We start from the raw sequence: 22,794 nt of genomic DNA, 5'->3' as shown, positions 1-22,794 counted from the left end.
CCTCCGGAGAGGTGCGGGGCCCGGCTTTCGTCACGTGCGGTGCGACCCGCGGCTGCCGTCAGGATCAGACGGCGGCCGGGTCCTCCTCGACGAGGAGGTTGCGGGTGCGGTTGGCGTCCAGCGGAACGCCGGGGCCCATCGTGGTGGCCAGCGTGGCCTTCTTGATGTAGCGGCCCTTCGCGGCGGACGGCTTGAGACGGAGGATCTCCTCCAGCGCCGCGGCGTAGTTCTCGACCAGCTTCGTCTCGTCGAAGGAGACCTTGCCGATGATGAAGTGCAGGTTCGAGTGCTTGTCGACGCGGAACTCGATCTTGCCGCCCTTGATGTCGTTCACAGCCTTGGTGACATCGGGGGTGACGGTGCCGGTCTTCGGGTTCGGCATCAGACCACGCGGGCCGAGGACGCGGCCGAGGCGGCCGACCTTGCCCATGAGGTCCGGGGTGGCGACGACGGCGTCGAAGTCCAGACGGCCCTTCGAGACCTCGTCGATCAGTTCGTCGGCGCCGACGATGTCGGCGCCCGCGGCACGCGCGGCCTCGGCACGGTCACCGGTCGCGAAGACCAGGACCCGGGCGGTCTTGCCGGTGCCGTGCGGAAGGTTCACGGTGCCACGGACCATCTGGTCGGCCTTGCGCGGGTCGACGCCCAGACGCATGGCCACCTCGACGGTGCCGTCGAACTTGGTGGTGGTGGTGTCCTTGGCGAGACGGACGGCTTCGAGCGGGGCGTACGTACGCTCCCGGTCGATCTTCGCGTCCGCGCCGCGGAGAGCCTTGCTGCGCTTCACTTCTTCTCCTGGTGTTTCTTCAGGTGTGGAGTTCGTGGTGCGGGCCGCGCTCGGCCCTCCCACTGGGGTGTGCCCTGCTGGGTCAGCCCTCGACCGTGATGCCCATGGAGCGGGCGGTGCCGGCGATGATCTTCTCGGCGGCGTCCAGGTCGTTGGCGTTCAGGTCGGGCATCTTGGTCGTGGCGATGTCGCGCACCTGGTCGCGGGTGAGCTTCGCGACCTTCTTGACGTGCGGCTCGCCGGAGCCCTTGTCCACACCAGCGGCCTTGAGGATCAGCTTGGCGGCCGGCGGAGTCTTGGTGATGAAGGTGAAGGAGCGGTCCTCGTAGACCGTGATCTCCACCGGCACGACCATGCCACGCTGCGACTCGGTCGCGGCGTTGTAGGCCTTGCAGAACTCCATGATGTTGACGCCGTGCTGGCCCAGCGCGGGGCCGACCGGCGGAGCCGGGTTGGCCGCGCCGGCACTGATCTGGAGCTTGATGAGCCCCGTGACCTTCTTCTTCTTGGGAGGCATTGCTCTCTCCGGGTCCATTTGAGAGTTTTCAGCCCGCCGTCCGGTCATCCGGATGGAGGCATACCGCACAACGATAACGGGTATAGCCGTACGGCCAAAAACCGACAGGTCAGACAGGCGTGAACCCCTGTCTGACCTGTCGGAAGTGCGTGTTCCGGAAGAAGGATCAGTTCTTCTGGATCTGGTCGAAGCTCAGCTCGACCGGGGTCTCGCGACCGAAGATCTCCACGAGGCCCTTGACCTTCTTCGAGTCCGCGTTGATCTCGTTGATGGTCGCCTGGAGGGTGGCGAAGGGGCCGTCGGTGACGGTGACCGAGTCGCCGACCTCGAAGTCCAGCACCTGGACCTCGACCTTGCGCGACGGCGCCGGCTTGCCCTCGGCCTCCGCCGCCTCGCGGGCGGCCTTCTCCTCGGCCTCCGGGGCGAGCATCTTGACGATCTCGTCCAGGGTCAGCGGGTACGGGTCGTAGGCGTTGCCCACGAAGCCGGTGACACCGGGGGTGTTGCGGACGACGCCCCAGGACTCGTTCGTCAGGTCCATGCGGACGAGAACGTACCCGGGAAGCTTGTTCTGGCGGACGTTCTTGCGCTCGCCGTTCTTGATCTGGACGATCTCTTCCTCGGGGACTTCAGCCTGGTAGATGAATTCCTCGACGTTGAGCGAGACGGCGCGCTGCTCCAGGTTGGCCTTCACGCGCTTCTCGTAGCCCGCGTAGGTGTGGATCACGTACCACTCGCCGGGCAGCCCGCGGAGTTCGTCACGCAGGGCGGCGACCGGGTCCACCGGCGCCTCGGCGGCGGCTTCCGTCCCGTCCTCGGCCTCGTCGTCGGCAGCCTCGTCGTCCGCGTCGGCTTCAGCGGAGTCGTCGGCGGTCGCTTCGGTCTCGTCCTCGACGTGCAGCGCGGCCTCTTCGGCCGGCTCGCCGGCGGCGACGTCAGCGGCTTCGGCCTGGTCTGGCTCGACAGCGTCCGCCGCCTCGACGATGTCGGTCTGGTCCTTTCGGGACTCCACCGACTCGCTGGCGTCGTTCAGTTTCGGGTCAGACACGGTGGCTGCTTCTTCCTGGCTCAATGGGTGGAACACGCGAAAGGGGCGCCGCACCGGGCGCCCTTCGCGGGATCAGCCGAAGACGTACTTGATTGCTTGCTGGAAGCCATAGTCAATCACGGTCACCAGACCGATCATGACGACCACGAAGACAATCACCACGGTGGTGTACGTCGTCAGCTGGTTACGAGTCGGCCAGACGACCTTGCGCAGCTCGGCGACGATCTGTCGGTAGAAGAGGGCGAGACGGCCCAGAGGGCCCTTCTTGCCGCGCTTTCCGCCCTTGCGGGGCTTCTTCGACTCGGCGGACTCATCGTCGGCATCAGGCTTGTCGATGGAGCCCACGGCATCCGCCACTCTCTCTCACCTGATTCCGGGTCGTGACCGTGCCGCGCCCGGGGGAGCCGCACGGCGATGCATTGAATGTACGTACATGCGCACACATCCTGGCGAAGATGTGTGAAGCAGGGCCGGAGGGACTTGAACCCCCAACCGCTGGTTTTGGAGACCAGTGCTCTACCAATTGAGCTACGACCCTTTGCGTTCTCCCTCAACCTACCGCATCCGACCGGATGCACGGAGTGCCCGGTGCGGCTTCGGAGCTGAAGGCCAACGGTCAGTGAGTGTACGTGGTCATGGGCCCTGCGTCGAACAGCTTCCCCCGGAGCCCCACGGGGCGTCCGGGGAACCGCCGGGCGAAACCTGTGTGCCGCGGAGGTTTCCGGTCTGGGACCATGGGCCCCATGAGCCCTGCAACCCCTCCCACCGAGCGCCGGGTCTCCGCCCGCATCGGCGCGATCTCCGAGTCCGCGACCCTCGCCGTGGACGCCAAGGCCAAGGCCCTGAAGGCCGCCGGGCGTCCGGTGATCGGCTTCGGTGCCGGCGAGCCCGACTTCCCGACGCCCGGCTACATCGTGGACGCCGCGGTCGAGGCCTGCCGCGACCCCAGGTTCCACCGCTACACGCCGGCCGGCGGACTCCCCGAGCTGAAGGCCGCCATCGTCGCGAAGACGCTGCGTGACTCCGGTTACGAGATCGAAGCGTCCCAGGTCCTCGTGACCAACGGCGGCAAGCAGGCGATCTACGAGGCGTTCGCAGCCGTCCTGGACCCGGGCGACGAGGTCATCGTCCCGGCCCCGTACTGGACGACCTACCCCGAGTCGATCCGGCTGGCCGGCGGTGTCCCGGTAGAGGTCGTGGCCGACGAGACCACGGGCTACCGCGTCTCCGTCGAGCAGTTGGAGGCCGCCCGCACGGAGCGTACGAAGGTCGTGCTCTTCGTCTCCCCGTCCAACCCGACGGGCGCCGTCTACAGCGCGGCCGACACCGAGGCCATCGGCCGCTGGGCCGTCGAGCACGGTCTGTGGGTGCTGACGGACGAGATCTACGAGCACCTCGTCTACGGCGACGCCGCCTTCACCTCGCTGCCCGCCGTCGTGCCCGAGCTGCGCGACAAGTGCATCGTCGTCAACGGTGTGGCCAAGACGTACGCCATGACGGGCTGGCGCGTCGGCTGGGTCGTCGGCCCCAAGGACGTCGTCAAGGCCGCGACCAACCTCCAGTCGCACGCCACGTCCAACGTCTCCAACGTCGCGCAGGCCGCCGCCCTCGCCGCCGTCTCCGGCGACCTGGAGGCGGTCGCCGAGATGCGGACCGCCTTCGACCGGCGCCGCAGGACGATCGTCCGGATGCTCAACGAGATCGACGGCGTGGTCTGCCCCGAGCCCGAGGGCGCCTTCTACGTCTACCCGTCGGTGAAGGCCCTGCTCGGCAAGGAGATCCGCGGCACCCGCCCGGCAACCTCCGTCGAGCTGGCCGCGCTGATCCTGGACGAGGCCGAGGTCGCGGTCGTGCCGGGCGAGGCGTTCGGCACGCCCGGGTATCTGCGGCTGTCCTACGCGCTCGGTGACGAGGATCTCGCCGAGGGCATCGGGCGCCTCCAGAAGCTGCTGGCCGAGGCCAAGGACTGACGCCTCCACCCGCTCCCACCAGCGATCGAACGGGTCCCCGGCCACCGGCCTGGGGCCCGTTCCCCGTTCCGGATCTGCGTTCGGACAAGATCTCGATCGGGGAAAGTGGCTGCCGGTGGCTCTTTCCGTACGGCAGGATCTATGGATGGAGAGCACCACCCCCCGCCCCAGGGACCTCAGCCTGCTGCCCAAGGCTCATCTGCATCTGCACTTCACCGGTTCGATGCGCCCGTCGACGCTGCTCGAACTCGCCGACAAGTACGGCGTCCACCTCCCCGACGCGTTGACCGGCGGCGAACCGCCGAAGCTGCGCGCCACCGACGAACGCGGCTGGTTCCGCTTCCAGCGGCTGTACGACATCGCCCGGTCGTGTCTGCGGGCGCCCGAGGACATCCAGCGGCTGGTGCGCGAGGCCGCCGAGGAGGATGTGCGGGACGGCTCGGGATGGCTGGAGATCCAGGTCGACCCCACCTCGTACGCCCCGCACCTCGGCGGACTGATCCCGGCGCTGGAGATCATCCTGGACGCGGTGGACACCGCGTCCAGGGAGACCGGGCTCGGGATGCGGGTGCTGGTCGCCGCGAACCGGATGAAGCACCCGCTGGAGGCCAGGACCCTGGCGCGGCTCGCGGTGCGCTACGCGGACCGGGGCGTCGTCGGCTTCGGGCTCTCCAACGACGAGCGGCGCGGCATGGCCAGGGACTTCGACCGGGCCTTCGCGATCGCCAGGGACGGCGGGCTGCTGGCCGCGCCGCACGGCGGCGAGCTGACCGGGCCCTCGTCCGTACGCGACTGCCTGGACGATCTGAGCGCCTCCCGCATCGGCCACGGCGTGCGCGCCGCGGAGGACCCCCGGCTGCTGCGCAGGCTCGCGGAGCGCGGGGTGACCTGCGAGGTCTGCCCGGCGTCGAACGTCGCGCTGGGCGTCTACGAGAAGCCCGAGGACGTCCCCCTGCGCACGCTGTTCGACGCCGGGGTGCCGATGGCGCTGGGCGCCGACGACCCGCTGCTCTTCGGCTCCCGGCTGGCGGCGCAGTACGAACTGGCGCGGACCCACCAGAACTTCAGCGACACGGAACTGGCCGAGCTGGCCCGGCAGTCGGTACGGGGCTCGGCGGCGCCGGGCGGGGTACGGGAGAAGCTGCTGTCCGGGATCGACTCCTGGCTGGCCGCCTGAGGGCTCCGCGGAGGCCGCGCGGACCTCAGAGGCTGACGCCCACCGTCACCGGCTCGTTGACCAGGGTGATCCCGAAGGCGTCGTACACCCCGGCGACGACCTCGCGCGCGAGGGCGAGCAGGTCCTCGGTGCGCGCGGCGCCCCGGTTGGTGAGCGCGAGGGTGTGCTTGGTGGAGATCCTGGCCGGGCCCGCGCCGTACCCCTTGGTGAAACCGGCCCGGTCGATGAGCCACGCCGCGGAGGTCTTCGTCCGCCCCTCCCCCTCCGGGAAGCCGGGCGGTGTCACGTCGTCGCCGAGACGGTCCTTGACGCGCGCGGTGAACTCCGCGTACTGGGCGTCGGTGAGGATCGGGTTGGTGAAGAACGACCCCGCGGACCAGGTGTCGTGGTCCTCCGGGTCGAGCACCATGCCCTTGCCCGCCCGCAGCTTGAGGACGGTGTCCCGGGCGGTGGCGGCGGGAACCCGGTCGCCGGGCTCGACGCCGAGGGCGCGGGCGGTCTCGGCGTACTTGAGCGGGGCGGAGAGCCCGCCGGCGTCCTCCAGACCGAAGCGGACGCGCAGCACCACCCAGCGCTCGGGGTGCTGCTTGAAGCGGCTGTGGCGGTACGAGAAGCCGCACTCCGCGCCGGTGAGCGTGACGGCCTCGCGGGTGGTGCGGTCGTAGGCGACGACCTCGGTGATGGTCGTGGAGACCTCCTGGCCGTACGCCCCGACGTTCTGGATCGGGGTGGCGCCGGCCGAGCCGGGGATGCCGGCCAGGCACTCGACGCCCGCGAGGCCCGCCTCGACGGTCCGGGCGACGGCGTCGGTCCACACCTCGCCGGCGGCCAGCTCCAGCGCCGTACCGTCGAGCGCGAAGCCCTGGGTCGCGATGCGCAGGGCGGTCCCGTCGAAGCCCCGGTCGCCGATGACCAGGTTGCTGCCGCCGCCGATGACCAGCAGCGGGGTGCCCGCGTCGTCGGCCTCCCGTACGGCGGCGATCACCTCGTCGTCGGTGACGGCCGTGATGAGCCGGGCGGCGGGGCCGCCGAGGCGGAAGGTGGTCAGAGGGGCGAGAGGAGCGTCGTGGAGTACGTGCACGGCACAAGCGTAAGGGGCGCCCGTCCATTGCGAGCGCCCCTTACCGGCGGCCCGCGGGCCGCCGGTGCGTAGGTCAGCCGAGCCGGACGACGGCGCGGGCCATGCCCAGCACCTTCTGCCCCGCGCTCATCGCGGTCAGGTCCACGCGGACCCGGCCGTCCTCCAGCTTCGCCGCGACCTTCGCGCTGACCTCGACCAGGGCGCCGGTCTCGTCGTTGGGGACGACGACGGGCTTGGTGAAGCGGACGCCGTACTCGACGACCGCTCCCGGGTCGCCGGCCCAGTCGGTCACCACGCGGATCGCCTCGGCCATGGTGAACATGCCGTGGGCGATGACGTCGGGGAGGCCGACCTCCTTGGCGAACTTCTCGTTCCAGTGGATCGGGTTGAAGTCCCCGGAGGCGCCCGCGTACCGCACCAGCGTGGCCCGGGTGACGGGGAAGCTCCGCGCCGGCAGCTCCGTACCGACCTCGACGTCGTCGTAACCGATCTTCGCGGTCATCGCTCTCACGCCCCCTCGGCGGCGCGCGCCACCAGCTTGGTCCACGCGGTCACCACATGCTCGCCGGCCTCGTCGTGCACCTCGCCGCGCACGTCGATGATGTCGTTCCCTGCGAGGGACTTGATCGCCTCGATGGTGGAGGTGACGCTGAGCCGGTCCCCCGCGCGCACGGGGCGGGTGTAGGCGAACTTCTGGTCGCCGTGGACGACCCGGCTGTAGTCCAGACCGAGCTGCGGATCGGCGACGACCTCACCGGCCGCCTTGAACGTGATGGCGAACACGAAGGTCGGCGGGGCGATCAGATCGGTGTGCCCGAGCGCCTTGGCGGCCTCCGGGTCGGTGTACGCCGGATTGGGGTCGCCCACCGCCTCGGCGAACTCACGGATCTTCTCCCGGCCGACCTCGTACGGCGCGGTGGGCGGATAGCTCCGCCCCACGAAGGACTGATCGAGCGCCACTGACTCGCTCCCTCCCTGATGTAGATGACCACTACAAACGACGCGAGGCCGTCCCCAACCGGGGACGGCCTCGCGTACGAGCCTGATTCAGCGCGTTTCGCGGTGCGCGGTGTGCGAGTTGCAGCGCGGGCAGTGCTTCTTCATCTCAAGACGGTCCGGGTTGTTACGCCGGTTCTTCTTGGTGATGTAGTTCCGCTCCTTGCACTCCACGCAGGCCAGCGTGATCTTCGGGCGGACGTCGGTGGCAGCCACGTGAGTGCTCCTTGGACGGACAACGGATGAAAGGATGAACGCATAAAAGAGTAGCCGATCGAAGGACCGACCCCACAATCGGCTACTTTTGTGTAGCGGTGACCGGACTTGAACCGGTGACACAGCGATTATGAGCCGCTTGCTCTACCGACTGAGCTACACCGCTTCGATGCTGGATCTCCTCGCCCGAAGGCGAGGATCACCGAACATCTGAGCCCCAATACGGAATCGAACCGTAGACCTTCTCCTTACCATGGAGACGCTCTACCGACTGAGCTATTGGGGCGAGCGATGAAGACATTACACGGTCGCCCGCCGATCGCCCAAATCCGTTTCGTGGCCCGTCGCCCCAGGTGTCCCGGCCCGTGTCGCACGCCACTTGCGGCCCCGCTCCCCCGCGGTCGCGGCACGGTTCCGGCACCGGTCGTACCGGCCACCCGTGGGCTCGCCGGTACGACTATTCCGCTCCTCCGCGAACCCCGGCCGGGGCGCCCCTAGGCTCGGCTCCGCGCTCCGTGATCTTGCAGGCGCGCGCGGACCCTCTCCCCCAGGAGCCCGATGCCCGACAGCCAGCCGCGCCCGCCCGACGGGGCCATGGCCGACACCTCCGCGCTCGTGCTCTGCGGCGCCCGGCTCGTCGACGGCCGCACCGTCGACGTACGGATCGGCGGGGGCCGGATCGAGGCCGTGGGCACCCCGGGCAGCCTCCCGCAGGGCACCGGCGCCGCTCGGGTGGACCTCGGCGGCTATCTGCTGCTGCCCGCCCCCGCCGAGCCGCACGCCCACAGCGACACCGCGCTCACCGCCGACCGCACCGCCCGCGGCCCCGCCCCGTACACCGCCGAGGACGTGCAGCGGCGCGCCACCGAGGCCGCGCTCCTCCAGCTCGGACACGGCGCGACCGCGCTGCGCTCCCACGTACGGATCGGGGACGCCCAGGAGCTGGGGCGGCTCGCGGCGGTGCTCCGGGCGCGGCGCTCGCTGCGCGGGCTCGCGGATCTGACCGCGGTGGCCGTGCCCCGGCTGCTGACCGGGCTCGCGGGCGCCGACGGGCTCGCGATGCTGCGCGACGCGGTGACGATGGGCGCGGGCGTGGTCGGCGGCTGCCCGGACCTCGACCCCGACCCGACCGGGTACGTGGAGACGGTGCTGGAAGTCGCGGCGGAGCACGGCTGCCCCGTCGACCTGCACACGGAGGGCGCGGAGCCGGCCCGGCTGGCGCGGCTCGCGGCGCTGGCGGGCGGGGTGCCGGCCGGGGTGACGCTCGGGCCGTGCGCGGGGCTGGCCGCGCTGCCCGCCGAGGTCGCGGGGCGGGCGGCGGACCAGTTGGCGGCGGCCGGGGTGACGGTGGTCTGCCTGCCGCAGGGCGGCTGCGGGGGTGTGGAGCGGCGCGGTACGGAGCGGGCGGGCGGGGTGCGCGGGGTGGCGCCCGTCCGGCTGCTGCGGGCGGCCGGTGTACGGCTCGCGGCGGGCGGCGGGGCGCTGCGGGACCTGTCGAACCCGGTGGGGCGCGGGGATCCGCTGGAGGCGGCGTATCTGCTGGCCTCGCAGGGCGGGGTGCGGGCGGCGGACGCGTACGGCGCGGTGAGCGGGGCGGCGCGGGCGGCGATGGGGCTGCCGGAGGTGCGGGTGGAGGCGGGCTTCCCCGCGGAGCTGCTGGCGGTGCGCGGGGAGCGGATCGAGGGGGTGCTCTCGCTCGCGTACAGCAGGATCGTGATCCACCGGGGGCGGGTGGTGGCGCGGACGAGCGCGGTGCGGGAGTACTGCGACTCGGCGGAGTCGGGCGGGCCGGAGCTGCCGCGCCAGGGGCGTCCGGGCGCGGGTCCGTGAGCGGGAGGCGTACGGGCGGGGCGTGGCCGTGCGGCGGGTGGCGGCGCCGGGACGTACGGTCGTGACCATGCGAATCGTGATTGCCGGAGGACATGGTCAGATCGCGCTGCGGCTGGAGCGTCTGCTCGCCGCGCGCGGACACGGGGTGGCGGGCATCATCCGCAACCCCGGTCAGGCGGAGGAGCTGCGGGCCGCGGGCGCCGAACCGGTCGTCCTGGACCTGGAGTCGGCCTCCGTCGAGGAGGTGGCCGAGGTGCTGGCGGGCGCGGACGCGGCGGTGTTCGCCGCGGGCGCGGGCGGCGGCAGCGGGACGGCCCGCAAGGAGACGGTGGACCTGGGCGCGGCGGTGCTCTTCGCGGACGCGGCGGAGCGCGCGGGCGTCCGCCGCCATGTGGTCGTCTCGTCGATGGGCGCGGACCCGGACCACCGGGGTGACGAGGTCTTCGACGCGTACCAGCGCGCGAAGGGCGCGGCGGACGTCTCCGTACGGTCGAGGTCCGGGCTGGACTGGACGATCCTGCGGCCGGGGGCGCTGACGGACGACGCGGGGACGGGCCTGGTGACGCTGGCGGCGTCGACGGGGCGGGGTCCGGTGGCGCGCGACGACGTGGCGGCGGTGCTGGCGGCCCTGCTGGAGACGCCGGGGACGGCGGGTCTGACGCTGGAGCTGATCGGCGGCGCGGTCCCGGTGGCGGACGCGGTGAAGGCGGCGGCCGACGGCGGCTGATCCACGGGACGTGGCGTACGGGGCCCGCCGCGCGGGCCTCCGGCGTCGGCGTCCCGCGTACCGGGTCCCTCCACGCGAATGGCCCCTTCCGTACGTTTCCGTACGGAAGGGGCCATCTCGATCGCGTGGCGGCGCCAGGATTCGAACCTGGGAAGGCTAAGCCGGCGGATTTACAGTCCGCTCCCATTGGCCACTCGGGCACACCGCCATGGGATGTCGCTGCCGTCCGAGCTGCCCTTTTCGGGGCGGTGCTCCTTGGCAACGACGTAAACGATACCCGATCCCGAGGGGTGCTCCGCCACCGGATTGTTCCGCGCTCGGGGCGGTCCCGGGTGACTAGGCTTTACGGCGACGGTGACGGCGTCGGCAGCGCCTCGACCGCGCCCGGCGACAACCGGCAGCACGACAGCACCCATTCAGGCAGACCGACCGATACAAGGAGCCACAGGACATGGCCGACTCCAGTTTCGACATCGTCTCGAAGGTCGAGCGGCAGGAGATCGACAACGCCCTCAACCAGGCCGCGAAGGAGATCTCGCAGCGCTACGACTTCAAGAACGTGGGGGCCTCGATCGACTGGTCCGGCGAGAAGATCCTGATGCAGGCGAACTCCGAGGAGCGGGTCAGCGCGATCCTCGACGTCTTCCAGTCCAAGCTGATCAAGCGCGGCATCTCGCTGAAGGCGCTGGACGCCGGCGAGCCGCAATTGTCCGGCAAGGAGTACAAGATCTTCGCGTCCATCGAGGAGGGCATCTCCCAGGACAACGCCAAGAAGGTCGCGAAGCTCATCCGCGACGAGGGCCCCAAGGGCGTCAAGGCGCAGGTGCAGGGCGACGAGCTGCGGGTCAGCTCGAAGAGCCGTGACGACCTCCAGACCGTGATCGCACTGCTGAAGGGGCACGACTTCGACTTCGCGCTCCAGTTCGTCAACTACCGCTGAGGACGGCGGTTCGGGGACCGCGCCCGGAGCAGGGGTGCGGTGTCCGAATTCCGCCGGTCCGACGGGTTCCGGGGGCGCAGACTCGTCGGTGAGCGGTCGTCGGACGCACCGCGCGGAGAGGAGAGAGTGATGACAGTCACCTTGTACACCACGGTCGGCAGCCCGTTGGGCGACGTACTCCTGGCCGGTGTGGAATCCGCCACGGCGCCGGGCGGTGTGGCGCTCGCCTCGCTCTCCCTGCCGGACCAGAAGGGCGCCGCGGTCGTCCAGGACGAATGGGTCCGCGCGCCCGAGGCGTTCACCGGGGTCGTGTCGCAGCTCGGCGCGTACTTCGACGGAGCGTCGACGGGCTTCGACCTCGAATACACCGTGGGCGGTACGGAGTTCCAGCGCCGGGTCTGGTCGGCGGTGGACGCCGTTCCGTACGGCGCGACGGTGACGTACGGACAGATCGCGGAGCGGGTGGGCGCCTCCGGCGCGGGGGTGCGGGCCGTGGGGACGGCGATCGGGCGCAATCCGCTGCTCGTCGTACGGCCGTGTCACCGGGTGATCGGCGCGGACGGGGCGCTGCGGGGGTACGCGGCCGGACTGGAGCGCAAGGAGCGGCTCCTCGGCCTGGAGGGCGCGCTGACGCCATGAGCGGCGGCGCTGCGGGAGACCCCGGCACGGCGGGAGGCGGCGACGCGGCGGGAGGCGGCGACGCGCTGTTCCCGGAGCCGCTCGCGGCGCGGCGGACGCGTACCGTCGTCGCGCCCGGGGCGGTGCACGTCCCGGACTGGCTGCCGGCGGAACGGCAGCGGGAGCTGGTGGCGGTCTGCCGGGAGTGGGCGCGGGGTCCGGTGCCGATCCGGCACACGGTGCTGCCGAGCGGTGGCGTGATGTCCGTGCAGACGGTGTGTGTCGGCTGGCACTGGCAGCCGTACCGGTACACACGGAGCGCGGGCGATGTGAACGGCGCGCGGGTGGCGGAGTTCCCCGGCTGGCTCGCCGAGTTGGGGCGCGCGGCGCTCGCCGAGGCGTACGGCGATCAGGCCGCCGCCACGGCGTACGCGCCGGACACGGCGCTGGTCAACTTCTACGACGGCGACGCGCGGATGGGGCTGCACCAGGACAAGGACGAGAGGTCCGCGGCGCCGGTGGTCTCCCTGAGCATCGGCGACAGTTGCGTCTTCCGGTTCGGCAACCCGGAGAGCCGGGGCCGCCCTTACACGGATGTGCGGCTCGCCTCCGGTGACCTCTTCGTCTTCGGAGGCGAGTCCCGCTTCGCCTATCACGGGGTGCCCAAGGTGTATCCGGGAACGGCCGGTCCGGAGACGGGGATGGGCGGCGGGCGGCTCAACATCACCCTGCGCGAGACGGGTCTGACGGACCCTTCGGGGCGCCCGGGGGCCTGAGGGAGCACCGGGCGCCGGGCGTCCGAGAACGCCCGGCGCCCGTCGGTGTCGCGTCAGCGGGACCGTGAGTGGCCGAAGAGCAGCCGGTACACGATGAGCAGGACCAGCGCGCCGCCTATGGCGGCGATCCAGGTGGCCCCGTCGTAGAAGTCGTTGTTGATCGGCCGGTCGAGCCAGGTCGCCGAGATCCAGCCCCCGATGAAGGCTCCGGCGATCCCGATGAGGGTCGTGCCGATGAGCCCGCCGGGGTCCCGGCCGGGCAGCAGAATCTTGGCGGCGGCGCCGGCGAGCAGTCCGAGAATGATCCAGCTGATGACACCCATGCCTGAACCTGCCTTTCTTGCGGTATCGCCCTCAATGACGCCGCAGAGGCGGGCCGTGGTTGCGATGGTGATGAGGGTGCCCGGCAGCCCCCCCCCCCCGGGGGCGCCGCGGGGGGGCCGGGCTGCTGAAGCTGAGTGATCAACTACCCCGCATCGCCTGAGGCATACGTCCGCATTCCGTAACAGCCCCCGCGAGGGGGCGGCTGCCGGGCGGCGGGCCGGGCGACGGGGGTCGGTGACGGCGCCCTCAGCGGGCGGTGAAGGGCTGGTCCGTGGAGACGATCTCCTTGCCGAGCGGCATCAGGGAGAGCGGGATCAGCTTGAAGTTGGCCAGGCCCAGGGGGATGCCGATGATCGTGACGCACTGGGCGATGCCGGTGACGATATGGCCGAGGGCGAGCCACCAGCCCGCGAGGACCAGCCACAGGACGTTGCCGACGCACGAGGGCGCGCCCGCGTCATGGCGGTCGACCGCCGTGTAGCCGAAGGGCCACAGGGCGTAGACGCCGATCCGGAAGGCGGCCACGCCGAAGGGGATCCCGATGATGGTGATGCACAGCAGGACGCCCGCCAGCATGTACCCGAGGAAGAGCCAGAACCCGCTCAGGACGAGCCAGATAATGTTCAGGATTGTCTTCATGTCCGAGGACCTGCCATCTGTTCTAGTCGGGCGATGCGTTCCGCCATCGGCGGGTGCGTGGAGAACAGTTTCGAGAATCCCTGGCCTGGGCGGAAGGGGTTGGCGATCATCATGTGGCTGGCTGTCTCGATGCGCGGCTCCGCGGGCAGCGGAAGCTGTTTGGTTCCCGATTCCAGCTTACGCAACGCACTCGCCAGGGCGAGCGGGTCGCCCGTGAGCTGGGCGCCGGACGCGTCGGCCTCGTACTCGCGTGAACGGCTCACCGCGAGCTGGATGACGGAGGCCGCCAGCGGCCCCAGGATCATGATCAGGAGCATGCCGAAGAGGCCAGGGCCGTCGTCGTCGTCCGAGCGGCCCACGGGGATGAGCCAGGCGAAGTTCACCAGGAACATCACCACGGAGGCGAGGGCCCCGGCGACGGACGAGATCAGGATGTCGCGGTTGTAGACATGGCTCAGCTCGTGGCCGAGGACCCCGCGCAGCTCCCGCTCGTCCAGGATCTGGAGGATGCCGTCCGTGCAGCAGACGGCCGCGTTGCGCGGGTTGCGGCCGGTGGCGAACGCGTTGGGCGCCTGGGTGGGTGAGATGTACAGGCGCGGCATGGGCTGGCGCGCGGCCGTCGACAGCTCACGGACGATGCGGTAGAGCTGCGGCGCCTCGAATTCGCTGACGGGGCGTGCGCGCATCGCGCGTAGAGCCAGCTTGTCGCTGTTCCAGTACGCGTACGCGTTGGTGCCGACCGCCACGACGAGCGCGACGATCAGACCCGTACTGCCGAAGAAACTGCCGATCGCGATGATGAGTGCGGACAGCCCCCCGAGGAGTACGGCGGTCCTGAGCCCGTTGTGCCGGCGGTGCACGGTACGCCCTCCAAGTCATGCGGCAGGGGAACCCTTTTGCCTGGTGCTGCTCCACTCTCCAGTGGACCCTTCCGTACAGGTCAACGCGAGGCGGGCGGTCCGGGTTCCCCGGCCCACCCGGACGGGGCGTACGGCGTCCGGGTGGTGGCGTGCTCCGTCCGGGTGGTGGCGGGCGTGGGCTCAGAAGAGGCCGGTGCCCGCGAAGCGCAGCACCAGTTGCGGTGCGCCCGAGAGGGCGATGCCCGCGACGGCGGTGAGCGCGATGGCCACGGCGAGGGCGGGCGCCGGGGCGAGGGCCGCCGTTCCGGCGCCGGTGGCCGTCACGGCGGGGGCGTCGGCGGCTTCTCGCGGCTCCTCCGGGGAGCGGAAGAGGACGGCGGTCCACTTGAGGTAGTAGACGAGCGCCACGACCACGTTGAGGGCCATGACGACCGCCAGCCAGCCGAGCCCGGCGTCGACCGCCGTGGAGAAGACGGTGACCTTGGCGAACAGGCCGATGATGCCCGGCGGCAGTCCGGCCAGGCAGAGCAGGAAGAAGCCCATGGCGAGCGCGGCGAGCGGCCGGCGGGCGTAGAGGCCCTGGTGGTCGGAGATGCGGTTCAGCGGCTTCGTACGGGCCACGAGCGCGACGACGGCGAACGCGCCGAGGTTGACGACGGCGTACATCAGGGCGTACGCGACGGTGGCCCCGATCCGGTCCGTACCGCCTCCCCGGCCGTCGCTCCCGTCGCCTCCCCCGCCGTACGCCGCGGCGGCGATCGGTACCAGGAGGTAGCCGGCCTGGGCCACGGACGACCAGGCCAGCAGCCGTACGGCGCTGCCCGCGCGCGTGGCGGACTGCCGGAGCGCGGCCACATTGCCGACCGTCATCGTCAACGCGGCGAGGACGGCGAGGGCCGGCCCCCAGACGGCGTGGTACGAGGGGAACGCGACGACGGTCACCAGGATGAGGCCGGAGAAGCCGACGGCCTTGCCCACCACGGACAGATAGGCGGCGATGGGCAGCGGCGCGCCCACATAGGTGTCGGGCACCCAGAAGTGGAAGGGCGCCGCGGCCGTCTTGAAGGCGAAGCCGACGAGGGTGAGGGCGACGCCCGCCTCGGCGAGGGTGGCGAGCTGTCCGGGGACGTCGTCCAGCCCGGCCGCGATCTCGGTGAGGTGCAGGGTGCCGGTGGCCGCGTACACGAAGCTGACGCCGAGCAGCATGACGGCGGTCGCGGTGACCGAGGAGAGGAAGAACTTCAGCGCCGCCTCGGAGGAGAGCCGGTCGCCGCGCCGGAGCCCGACCAGGGCGAAGGCGGGGAGCGACGCCACTTCGAGGGCGACGACGAGGGTGGCGAGGTCGCGGGCGGCGGGCAGCAGCGCCGCGCCGGCCGCCGAGGCGAGCAGCAGGAACCAGAACTCGCCCGCGGGGAGCTTGCGCGTGTCGTGGAAGGAGAGCAGCGCGGTGAGCAGCGCCCCGCCGAGCACCAGGAGCTGGATGACCAGCGCGAAGTGGTCGGCGGTGTAACTGCACACGTCCGGTGCGGTGGTGAGGCAGAACGTGGTGCGGTCGCCGTGGCGCAGCGGCAGGAGGGTGGCGAGCGCGGCGACGAGACCGGCGATCGCGAGGCCGCCGAGGAGCGGCTTGCGGTGTTCGGGTACGAAGAGGTCCGCGACCAGGATGATCAGGGCGACCACCGCCGCGAGGGTGGGGGGCGCGATCGCGAGCCAGTCGACGGACTGGACGAGGCCGGCGGCGGCGCCGGCACTCTCGGCGGCCACGGTCACGACTTGCCTCCTGCGAGGAGCTTCTGCACGGCGGGGTCGGTGAGGCCGAGGAGGACCGCGGGCCAGAGACCGGCGAGGACGGTCAGGGCGACGAGCGGGGTCCAGGCGGCGATCTCGTAGGTCTGTACGTCGGCGAAGGGGGGCGCGCCGGTGGTTCCCCGCGCGGTCTCCGCTCCCCCGGCCCCGCCGGATCCCGTGGTGGCCTCCGGCTCGTGGGACGGCGCGCCCATGCAGACGCGGCGTACGACGACGAGCAGGTACGCGGCGGTGAGCAGGGTGCCGAACGCGGCGACGGCCATGAAGGTGAGGAAGGCGGGGCGGCTCAGCCCTTCCGCCGGGTCGAACGCGCCGAACAGCGCGAGCATCTCGCCCCAGAATCCGGCGAGCCCGGGGAGTCCGAGCGAGGCGACCGCGGCGAAGGCGAGCAGTCCGCCGAGGCGGGGGGCGCGGCCGTACAGCGCGGCGCCGGTCGCTCCGGCCAGGGTGTCGAGGTCGGCGGTGCCGTACCGGTCCTTGAGGGCTCCGACCAGGAAGAACAGCAGGCCGGTGATGAGGCCGTGGGCGATGTTGGCGAAGAGCGCGCCGTTCACGCCGGTGGGGGTCATCGTCGCGATGCCGAGCAGGACGAAGCCCATATGGCCGACGGAGGAGTAGGCGATCAGCCGTTTGAGGTCGCCGCCCGCGCCGCTCCGGGCGAGGGCGAGGCAGGCGAGGGAGCCGTAGATGATGCCGACGACGGCGAAGGCGGCGAGGTACGGGGCGAAGACCCGCATCCCCTCGGGGGCGATGGGCAGGACGATCCGGACGAATCCGTACGTTCCCATCTTGAGCAGGACGCCGGCGAGGAGGACGGAGCCGACGGTCGGCGCGGCGGTGTGGGCGTCCGGCAGCCAGCTGTGCAGGGGCCACATCGGGGTCTTCACCGCGAGCCCGAGACCGATCGCCAGAACGGCGGTGACCTGCACGGACGTGGTGAGACCTGAGCCGTTGTCAGTGGCGAGTGCCACCATGTCGAAAGTGCCGGCCTTGACTCCGACGAGGAGCAGGCCGAGCAGCATGACGACGGACCCGAGCAGTGTGTAGAGGATGAATTTGACGGCGGCGGCCTGCCGGCCGCCGGTGACGCCTTCCGAGCCGCCCCAGCGGGCGATCAGGAAGTACATCGGGATCAGCACCATCTCGAAGGCCAGGAAGAACAGGATCAGATCGAGGACGGCGAAGGTCGCCAGCGTGCCGGATTCGAGCACGAGCAGCAGGGCGACGAATGCCTTGGGCGAGGGGCCCTGGGGCATCTTGAAGTAGCTGTAGAGCGCGCAGAGGAAGGTCAGCAGCGCGGTCAGGACCAGAAGGGGGAGTGAGATGCCGTCGACGCCGAGGTGGATCCGCACGTCCAGTGCCGGGATCCAGCTGATGTCCGTGGTGGCCTGCATCCTCGACGGCTGGTCGTGGTCGAAGCCGAGCGCGAGGACGATCGCGGCGATGAGGATCGCGCCGGTCACGGTCACGCCGTGGCGCAGGACGGCCTGGTCCGGGCTGCTGCCGCGGAGCCCCGGCGGGGCGGGGAGCAGGGCCGCGACGGCGCCGACGAGCGGCCCGACGATGATCAACGCGAGAAGGAACTGCATCACGGACTCACTGATATCGATCACGGCTCACGCTCCGGCGGCGACGAGTACGGCGGCGATCGCCAGGACGACGGAGCCGGCCAGCAGGGCGCTGAGGTAGGTCTGCACATTGCCGGTCTGGGCACGGCGTACGGCGGCGCCCAGCCAGCGGGTGCCGGTGCCCGCGCCGCGTACGTAGGCGTCGACGACCTCGCGGTCCAGGAAGCGGACCAGTTCGGCGGCGGCCAGCACGGGGCGGACGAACAGGCGGTGGTAGACGGCGTCGAGGTGGAAGCCGGAGGCCGCGTGGCGGTGGAGCGGGCCGAGCAGCAGCCGTCCGGGGTCCGCGGGGTCGTCGGCCGCCGAGATCGAGCCGTAGGTGGCGGTGTGCGTCTCGATGGCTTCCGCCTCGGTGAGCGCGGGCTCGGTGTGCGGGTGGGCGGTGACGGCGCCCATCGGGGTACGGGCGGCGAGCGCCGTGGTGTGGCGCCAGCAGCCGTAGGTGACGAGGCCGCCGACGAGTCCCGCGCCGGTGCCCAGGACGGAGGTGGTGAGGTTCGGGGCGAGGCTGTGGCCGTCGAACCACTCGGCGAGATATCCGACGGTCAGGCCGAATCCGAGGGAGGGAAGGGCCAGCAGCCACAGGACGGCGCTCATGGAGAGGGGCTGCCTGCCGTGGTCGGGCGCCTCGGCGCCGTGGCCGCGGAAGGCGAGCAGCCAGAGGCGGGTGGCGTACGCGGCGGTGAGAAGGGCGGTGAGGAGTCCGGCGCACAGCACCGTCCAGCCCGCGGCGCCGGGGGCGGCGGACTCGTCGAGGGCGGCGTGCTCGGCGGCGACCAGGACGGATTCCTTGGAGAAGAAGCCGGCGAAGGGAGGGATCGCGGCGAGCGCGAGCAGGGCGACGGTCATCGTCCAGTACGCGTCGGGGATGCGCCGGGGCAGTCCGCGCATCCGGGACATGGTGGCCAGCGAGTTGGTGCCGGCGGCGTGGATGACGACACCGGCGCCGAGGAAGAGGAGGGCCTTGAACGCGCCGTGCGAGATGAGGTGGAAGACGGCCGCGCTCCGGTCGCCCACGGCCAGGGCGCCCGACATGTAGCCGAGCTGACCGATGGTCGAGTAGGCGAGAACCCGCTTGATGTCGTCCTGGGCGAGGGCGGCGAGCGCCGAGCCGACCATGGTGACCGCGGCCATCACGGCCAGCACGACCAGCGCCGCCTCCGAGGCGGCGAAGACCGGGAGGAGCCGGGCGATGAAGTAGATGCCGGCCGCGACCATCGTGGCGGCGTGGATCAGCGCGGAGACGGGCGTGGGGCCCGCCATCGCGTCGGGCAGCCAGGTGTGCAGGGGGAACTGGGCGGACTTGCCCGCGACTCCGGCGAGCAGCAGCAGCGCGACGAGCGTGGGGTGGTCGAGACCGCCCTCGGCGACCGTCCCCAGGACGCCGGTGATGCGGAACGTACCGGCGTCGGCGGCGAGCGCGAACAGCCCGATCAGGAAGGGCACGTCGCCGAGTTTGGTGACCAGGAACGCCTTGAGGGAGGCGGCGCGCGCCTCGGGCGTCTCCCAGTAGTGGCCGACGAGGAAGTACGAGCAGATGCCCATGATCTCCCAGCCGACCAGCAGCACCATCAGGTCGCCCGAGTAGACGACGAGCAGCATCGCGGAGGTGAAGAGCGAGACCAGGGCGGCGTACGAGGGGTAGCGCGCGTCACCGCGCAGATAGCCCGTCGAGTAGATCTGCACGCACGACGCGACGACGCAGACGAGGACGGCGACCAGGGCCGCGAAGCCGTCGATGTACAGGGCGAGGTCGATGGGGACCGAGCCGGTGGGGGTGAGCTGGGTCGCGGCGTCCAGCGGCGCCTTCCCGCTCCCCGCGCCACCGCCCTGGCGTACGGCCACGGTCACCGCGAGGGCGGCGGCGGCCAGCGTCGGCAGGATGGCGAGGGGGCGGACGAACCCGGGGGCGGTGCGGCCGAACAGCAGCCCGAAGACGGCGCCCAGGAACGGCAGGACGGGGACGAGGACGGCGAGGGTCGTGGTGGTCACGCGGTGGCCTCAGTCTTCTGCGTCGGTGCCTGCTGCGCGGGGGTGCCGGTCCCTTCGGGGCCCTCGGCGGTGTCACGGAGCCGGTCGATGTCCGAGGAGCCGCGGTTGCGGTACACCATCAGCACGATGGCCAGGCCGATGCCGATCTCCGCGGCGGCGATGGCGATGACGAAGAGGGTGAGCGCCTGCCCGGTGTGGAGGGCGTCGCGGAGCCACACGTCGAAGGCGACCAGGTTGAGGTTGACGGCGTTGAGCATCAGCTCGACCGACATCAGGACGAGGATCGCGTTGCGGCGCGCGAGCACCCCGTACAGACCGACACAGAACAGGAGGGCCGCGAGCACGGCGGGATAGGCGAGATGCATCAGCGCTGCTCCTTGCGGGACAGGACGATCGCGCCGACGAGGGCGGCCAGCAGGAGCACGGAGAGCGCCTCGAAGGGCAGCACCCAGTTCCGGAACAGGAACGCTCCCGTGGCCTCGGTGGAGCCCTGGGCCGGGCCGCTCAGGTCGATCCAGGTCGTACGGAACGCGTCGACGACGACCCAGACCAGGCAGACGGCGGCGACGCCGGCCACCGCGAGCGCGAGCGGGCGGTTGCCCGAATCGGCGTCCGGGGAGCGGCCGATGGGCGCCTTCGTGAGCATCAGACCGAAGAGGAGGAGGACCACCACGGAACCGAGATAGATCAGGACCTGCACCCAGGCGATGAACTCCGCCGTCAGCAGGAGGTACTCCACGGCCAGACCGCCGAGCGCGACGACCAGCCAGAGGGCGGCGTGCACGAGCTGCCTGGTGGTGACGGTGATCAGCGCCGCGCCGAGGGTGAGCAGACCGACGAGAACGAAGGCGATCTCGACGCCGGACGGGGACAGGAAGGCGTGTCCGGTGGCCGCGGAGGCCGCCGGAGCCGCCGGTGCTGAGAGCACGGACACCGCCGTGGTCGCTGCGAGGCTCACTCCCCCGCCTCCCGCTCCCGCTCGGCCGCCGCGGCGAGCTTCTCCACGGCCTTGCGGGCCGCGCCGATCTCCTTCGGCTCCTCGGCGGCGGGGTCGAGCGCGGGCGGCGCGGGCACCGTCCACATCCACTCGCGGAGCTTGTCCCGCTCGTGGGTGAGTTCGCGGATGTCCGTCTCCGCGTACTCGAACTCCGGTGACCAGAACAGCGCGTCGAAAGGACAGACCTCGATACAGATACCGCAGTACATGCAGAGCGAGAAGTCGATGGCGAACCGGTCGAGGACGTTACGACTGCGCTCGCGCCCACCGGGGGCCGCCGCCGGGACCGTCTCCTTGTGGGAGTCGATGTAGATGCACCAGTCGGGGCACTCCCGGGCGCAGAGCATGCAGACCGTGCAGTTCTCCTCGAACAGACCGATCACGCCCCGGGAGCGGGGCGGGAGTTCGGGCTGCGTCTCGGGGTACTGCGCGGTGACGGTCTTCTTCGTCATCGTCCGCAGGGTGACGGCGAGGCCCTTGGCCAGGCCGGATCCGGGGATCGGGGACATGGTTAGCTGATCGCCACCTTCACGATGCCGGTGAGCGCGATCTGCGCGAGAGCGAGGGGGATGAGGACGGTCCAGGCGAGCTTCTGGAGCTGGTCCTCGCGCAGCCGCGGATAGCTGACCCGCAGCCAGATCACCACGAAGGCGAGGACGGCGGTCTTGAGGAGGGTCCAGACCCAGCCGAGACCGTCGGCGCCGAGCGGACCGTGCCAGCCGCCGAGGAAGAGGACGGTGGTCAGGCCGCACAGCACGACGATGCCCGCGTACTCGGCGAGCAGGAACAGGGCGAAGCGCAGACCGGTGTACTCGGTGTAGGCGCCGAAGATGATCTCGGAGTCGGCGACCGGCATGTCGAAGGGCGGCCGCTGGAGTTCCGCGAGACCCGCGGTGAAGAAGACCAGCGCGCCGACGATCTGCCAGGGCAGCCACCACCACTGGAAGGCGTCGAGGATGCCGAGCAGGGAGACGGTGCCGGCGGCCATCGCGACGGAGGCGGCGGCGAGCAGCATCGGCAGTTCGTACGCGAGGAGTTGCGCGGCGGTGCGCAGGCCGCCCAGGAGGGAGAACTTGTTGGCCGAGGCCCAGCCCGCCATGAGCGAACCGAGCACGCCGACGCCCATCACGGCGAGCACGAAGAAGATGCCCGCGTCGACGACCTGACCGACCGCGCCCTCGCCGGGGCCGATCGGGATCACGAGGACGACGAGGAGGTACGGGAGCAGGGAGACGGTCGGGGCGAGCTGGAAGACCCGCCGGTCGGCGTCGGCCGGGACGACGTCCTCCTTCTGCGCGAACTTCACCCCGTCCGCGACGAGCTGGGCCCAGCCGTGGAAGCCGCCCGCGTGCATGGGGCCGAGGCGGCCCTGCATATGGGCCATCACCTTGTGCTCGGCCTGTCCGACCACCAGGGGGACCACCATGAACACGGCGAAGACGATGACCAGCCGGAGGGCGACGTCGAGTACGTCGTTCACGCGTCTCCTTCCGTTGCGGGGCGGTCGCCCTCGGGACGCTCGCTCTCGGGACGCTCGCTCTCGGGGCGGGGCTCGGGTGTGGCTTCGGGGCCGGGTGTGGCCTCGGGCGCGGGTTTCGCCTCGGGCGCGGGTTTTGATTCCGGCGCGGGTTTCGCCTCCGGCGCGGATTTTGATTCCGGCGCGGGTTCGGGCCTGGCGGTCGGCTCCGGCTCGGGCCTGGCGGTCGGCTCCGGTTCGGTGCGCTCGCCGCCGGGGGCGGTCTCCGGGGCCGGGCGGCGCCAGGGGGCGTCCTGGGCGGGCCGCTCCGGGCGCTGCGAGGTCGAGCCCTCGGAGACGCTGCGGGCCCGGCGGGCCGGGGCCCCGGAGGCCGGGGCCCCGGAGGCTG

The 22,794-nt window shown here is 71.3% G+C and carries 25 protein-coding genes, 4 tRNA genes and 1 pseudogene; 8 read left to right on the top strand and 22 right to left on the bottom strand.

Going from position 1 to position 22,794, the window contains the following annotated elements; genetic code table 11:
* Window positions 1-64: 64 nt before the first annotated feature.
* The 5 genes from rplA to ACFXPK_RS28875 form a co-directional block, all read right to left on the bottom strand.
* Window positions 65-787, bottom strand: coding sequence for a 50S ribosomal protein L1 (gene rplA / locus ACFXPK_RS28895; RefSeq protein WP_385080006.1), 723 nt, complete (start codon window positions 785-787; stop codon window positions 65-67).
* Between the two features lie 82 nt (window positions 788-869).
* Window positions 870-1,304, bottom strand: coding sequence for a 50S ribosomal protein L11 (rplK, locus tag ACFXPK_RS28890; protein WP_023539372.1), 435 nt, complete (start codon window positions 1,302-1,304; stop codon window positions 870-872).
* A 166-nt stretch (window positions 1,305-1,470) separates the two neighbouring features.
* Window positions 1,471-2,352, bottom strand: coding sequence for a transcription termination/antitermination protein NusG (gene nusG, locus ACFXPK_RS28885; protein WP_385004171.1), 882 nt, complete (start codon window positions 2,350-2,352; stop codon window positions 1,471-1,473).
* A gap of 72 nt (window positions 2,353-2,424) precedes the next feature.
* Window positions 2,425-2,709: a preprotein translocase subunit SecE gene (secE, locus tag ACFXPK_RS28880; protein ID WP_329828543.1), complete on the bottom strand. Its 285-nt coding sequence runs from the start codon at window positions 2,707-2,709 to the stop codon at window positions 2,425-2,427.
* A 108-nt stretch (window positions 2,710-2,817) separates the two neighbouring features.
* Window positions 2,818-2,890, bottom strand: a tRNA-Trp gene (locus ACFXPK_RS28875).
* 205 nt (window positions 2,891-3,095) lie between these two features.
* Here ACFXPK_RS28875 and ACFXPK_RS28870 point away from each other — a divergent pair.
* Window positions 3,096-4,322, top strand: a complete 1,227-nt coding sequence (locus tag ACFXPK_RS28870) for a pyridoxal phosphate-dependent aminotransferase (protein ID WP_385004169.1) — start codon at window positions 3,096-3,098, stop codon at window positions 4,320-4,322.
* Between the two features lie 145 nt (window positions 4,323-4,467).
* On the top strand, window positions 4,468-5,499 hold the full coding sequence (locus tag ACFXPK_RS28865) for an adenosine deaminase (protein ID WP_385004167.1): 1,032 nt from the start codon (window positions 4,468-4,470) through the stop codon (window positions 5,497-5,499).
* A gap of 25 nt (window positions 5,500-5,524) precedes the next feature.
* Here ACFXPK_RS28865 and ACFXPK_RS28860 read toward each other — a convergent pair whose 3' ends face one another.
* The 6 genes from ACFXPK_RS28860 to ACFXPK_RS28835 form a co-directional block, all read right to left on the bottom strand.
* Window positions 5,525-6,580, bottom strand: coding sequence for a UDP-N-acetylmuramate dehydrogenase (locus ACFXPK_RS28860; protein ID WP_385080004.1), 1,056 nt, complete (start codon window positions 6,578-6,580; stop codon window positions 5,525-5,527).
* A 73-nt stretch (window positions 6,581-6,653) separates the two neighbouring features.
* Window positions 6,654-7,082 (bottom strand): MaoC family dehydratase, encoded by a 429-nt coding sequence (locus ACFXPK_RS28855; protein ID WP_385004163.1) that lies wholly within the window; start codon window positions 7,080-7,082, stop codon window positions 6,654-6,656.
* Between the two features lie 5 nt (window positions 7,083-7,087).
* Window positions 7,088-7,540, bottom strand: coding sequence for a MaoC family dehydratase N-terminal domain-containing protein (locus ACFXPK_RS28850; protein WP_385004162.1), 453 nt, complete (start codon window positions 7,538-7,540; stop codon window positions 7,088-7,090).
* 87 nt (window positions 7,541-7,627) lie between these two features.
* Window positions 7,628-7,792, bottom strand: coding sequence for a 50S ribosomal protein L33 (rpmG, locus tag ACFXPK_RS28845; protein ID WP_003956487.1), 165 nt, complete (start codon window positions 7,790-7,792; stop codon window positions 7,628-7,630).
* Window positions 7,793-7,885: 93 nt separating this feature from the next.
* A tRNA-Met gene (locus ACFXPK_RS28840) sits at window positions 7,886-7,958 on the bottom strand.
* Between the two features lie 47 nt (window positions 7,959-8,005).
* A tRNA-Thr gene (locus ACFXPK_RS28835) sits at window positions 8,006-8,078 on the bottom strand.
* A gap of 272 nt (window positions 8,079-8,350) precedes the next feature.
* Here ACFXPK_RS28835 and ACFXPK_RS28830 point away from each other — a divergent pair.
* Both ACFXPK_RS28830 and ACFXPK_RS28825 read left to right on the top strand, forming a co-directional pair.
* Window positions 8,351-9,622 (top strand): hydrolase, encoded by a 1,272-nt coding sequence (locus ACFXPK_RS28830; RefSeq protein ID WP_385004160.1) that lies wholly within the window; start codon window positions 8,351-8,353, stop codon window positions 9,620-9,622.
* 67 nt (window positions 9,623-9,689) lie between these two features.
* Window positions 9,690-10,349, top strand: a complete 660-nt coding sequence (locus tag ACFXPK_RS28825; RefSeq protein ID WP_385080001.1) for an SDR family oxidoreductase — start codon at window positions 9,690-9,692, stop codon at window positions 10,347-10,349.
* A 126-nt stretch (window positions 10,350-10,475) separates the two neighbouring features.
* Here the strand turns inward: ACFXPK_RS28825 and ACFXPK_RS28820 are convergent.
* Window positions 10,476-10,557, bottom strand: a tRNA-Tyr gene (locus tag ACFXPK_RS28820).
* A gap of 243 nt (window positions 10,558-10,800) precedes the next feature.
* On the opposite strand from ACFXPK_RS28820, the gene ACFXPK_RS28815 reads away from it, so the two are divergent.
* The 3 genes from ACFXPK_RS28815 to ACFXPK_RS28805 all read left to right on the top strand — a co-directional run bounded on the left by ACFXPK_RS28815 (window position 10,801) and on the right by ACFXPK_RS28805 (window position 12,683).
* The gene (locus ACFXPK_RS28815; RefSeq protein ID WP_385004156.1) at window positions 10,801-11,289 is read left to right on the top strand and encodes a YajQ family cyclic di-GMP-binding protein; all 489 of its coding nucleotides are present in this window, start codon (window positions 10,801-10,803) and stop codon (window positions 11,287-11,289) included.
* A gap of 129 nt (window positions 11,290-11,418) precedes the next feature.
* Complete coding sequence (locus tag ACFXPK_RS28810) at window positions 11,419-11,928, top strand: methylated-DNA--[protein]-cysteine S-methyltransferase (RefSeq protein ID WP_385079999.1); 510 nt, start codon at window positions 11,419-11,421, stop codon at window positions 11,926-11,928.
* Window positions 11,925-12,683, top strand: coding sequence for an alpha-ketoglutarate-dependent dioxygenase AlkB family protein (locus ACFXPK_RS28805; protein WP_385079998.1), 759 nt, complete (start codon window positions 11,925-11,927; stop codon window positions 12,681-12,683). Before ACFXPK_RS28810 ends, ACFXPK_RS28805 begins: the two co-directional genes overlap by 4 nt.
* Window positions 12,684-12,736: 53 nt before the next feature.
* On the opposite strand, the gene ACFXPK_RS28800 is transcribed toward ACFXPK_RS28805, so the two are convergent.
* The 10 genes from ACFXPK_RS28800 to ACFXPK_RS28755 all read right to left on the bottom strand — a co-directional run bounded on the left by ACFXPK_RS28800 (window position 12,737) and on the right by ACFXPK_RS28755 (window position 22,409).
* On the bottom strand, window positions 12,737-13,006 hold the full coding sequence (locus ACFXPK_RS28800) for a GlsB/YeaQ/YmgE family stress response membrane protein (protein ID WP_385079996.1): 270 nt from the start codon (window positions 13,004-13,006) through the stop codon (window positions 12,737-12,739).
* A gap of 247 nt (window positions 13,007-13,253) precedes the next feature.
* The gene (locus tag ACFXPK_RS28795) at window positions 13,254-13,646 is read right to left on the bottom strand and encodes a YccF domain-containing protein (RefSeq protein ID WP_384919502.1); all 393 of its coding nucleotides are present in this window, start codon (window positions 13,644-13,646) and stop codon (window positions 13,254-13,256) included.
* Window positions 13,643-14,506: a zinc metalloprotease HtpX gene (htpX, locus tag ACFXPK_RS28790; protein ID WP_385005426.1), complete on the bottom strand. Its 864-nt coding sequence runs from the start codon at window positions 14,504-14,506 to the stop codon at window positions 13,643-13,645. The genes ACFXPK_RS28795 and htpX overlap by 4 nt, the downstream gene beginning before the upstream one ends.
* Before the next feature lie 180 nt (window positions 14,507-14,686).
* Entirely contained in the window at window positions 14,687-16,276 is a 1,590-nt protein-coding gene (locus ACFXPK_RS28785; protein ID WP_385079994.1) for an NADH-quinone oxidoreductase subunit N, read from the bottom strand.
* Window positions 16,273-17,901 carry a NuoM family protein gene (locus ACFXPK_RS28780; RefSeq protein ID WP_385080010.1) on the bottom strand — a complete coding sequence of 543 codons (1,629 nt, stop codon included), beginning with the start codon at window positions 17,899-17,901 and terminating at the stop codon, window positions 16,273-16,275. Before ACFXPK_RS28780 ends, ACFXPK_RS28785 begins: the two co-directional genes overlap by 4 nt.
* A 27-nt stretch (window positions 17,902-17,928) precedes the next feature.
* Window positions 17,929-19,932 (bottom strand): NADH-quinone oxidoreductase subunit L, encoded by a 2,004-nt coding sequence (locus ACFXPK_RS28775; RefSeq protein ID WP_385079993.1) that lies wholly within the window; start codon window positions 19,930-19,932, stop codon window positions 17,929-17,931.
* The gene (gene nuoK, locus ACFXPK_RS28770; protein WP_385005420.1) at window positions 19,929-20,297 is read right to left on the bottom strand and encodes an NADH-quinone oxidoreductase subunit NuoK; all 369 of its coding nucleotides are present in this window, start codon (window positions 20,295-20,297) and stop codon (window positions 19,929-19,931) included. The genes ACFXPK_RS28775 and nuoK overlap by 4 nt, the downstream gene beginning before the upstream one ends.
* On the bottom strand, window positions 20,297-20,860 hold the full coding sequence (locus tag ACFXPK_RS28765; RefSeq protein ID WP_385080008.1) for an NADH-quinone oxidoreductase subunit J: 564 nt from the start codon (window positions 20,858-20,860) through the stop codon (window positions 20,297-20,299). Before ACFXPK_RS28765 ends, nuoK begins: the two co-directional genes overlap by 1 nt.
* A 26-nt stretch (window positions 20,861-20,886) precedes the next feature.
* Entirely contained in the window at window positions 20,887-21,438 is a 552-nt protein-coding gene (locus ACFXPK_RS28760) for a NuoI/complex I 23 kDa subunit family protein (protein ID WP_385005418.1), read from the bottom strand.
* A 2-nt stretch (window positions 21,439-21,440) separates the two neighbouring features.
* Window positions 21,441-22,409: an NADH-quinone oxidoreductase subunit H gene (locus ACFXPK_RS28755; RefSeq protein ID WP_385079991.1), complete on the bottom strand. Its 969-nt coding sequence runs from the start codon at window positions 22,407-22,409 to the stop codon at window positions 21,441-21,443.
* Between the two features lie 78 nt (window positions 22,410-22,487).
* On the opposite strand from ACFXPK_RS28755, the pseudogene ACFXPK_RS28750 reads away from it, so the two are divergent.
* A pseudogene (locus ACFXPK_RS28750) lies at window positions 22,488-22,794 on the top strand (hypothetical protein); the annotation flags it as partial.

Source organism: Streptomyces sp. NPDC059142, from assembly GCF_042755665.1.
GTDB lineage: Bacteria > Actinomycetota > Actinomycetes > Streptomycetales > Streptomycetaceae > Streptomyces.
This window is presented reverse-complemented; position numbering and strand designations above follow the sequence as displayed.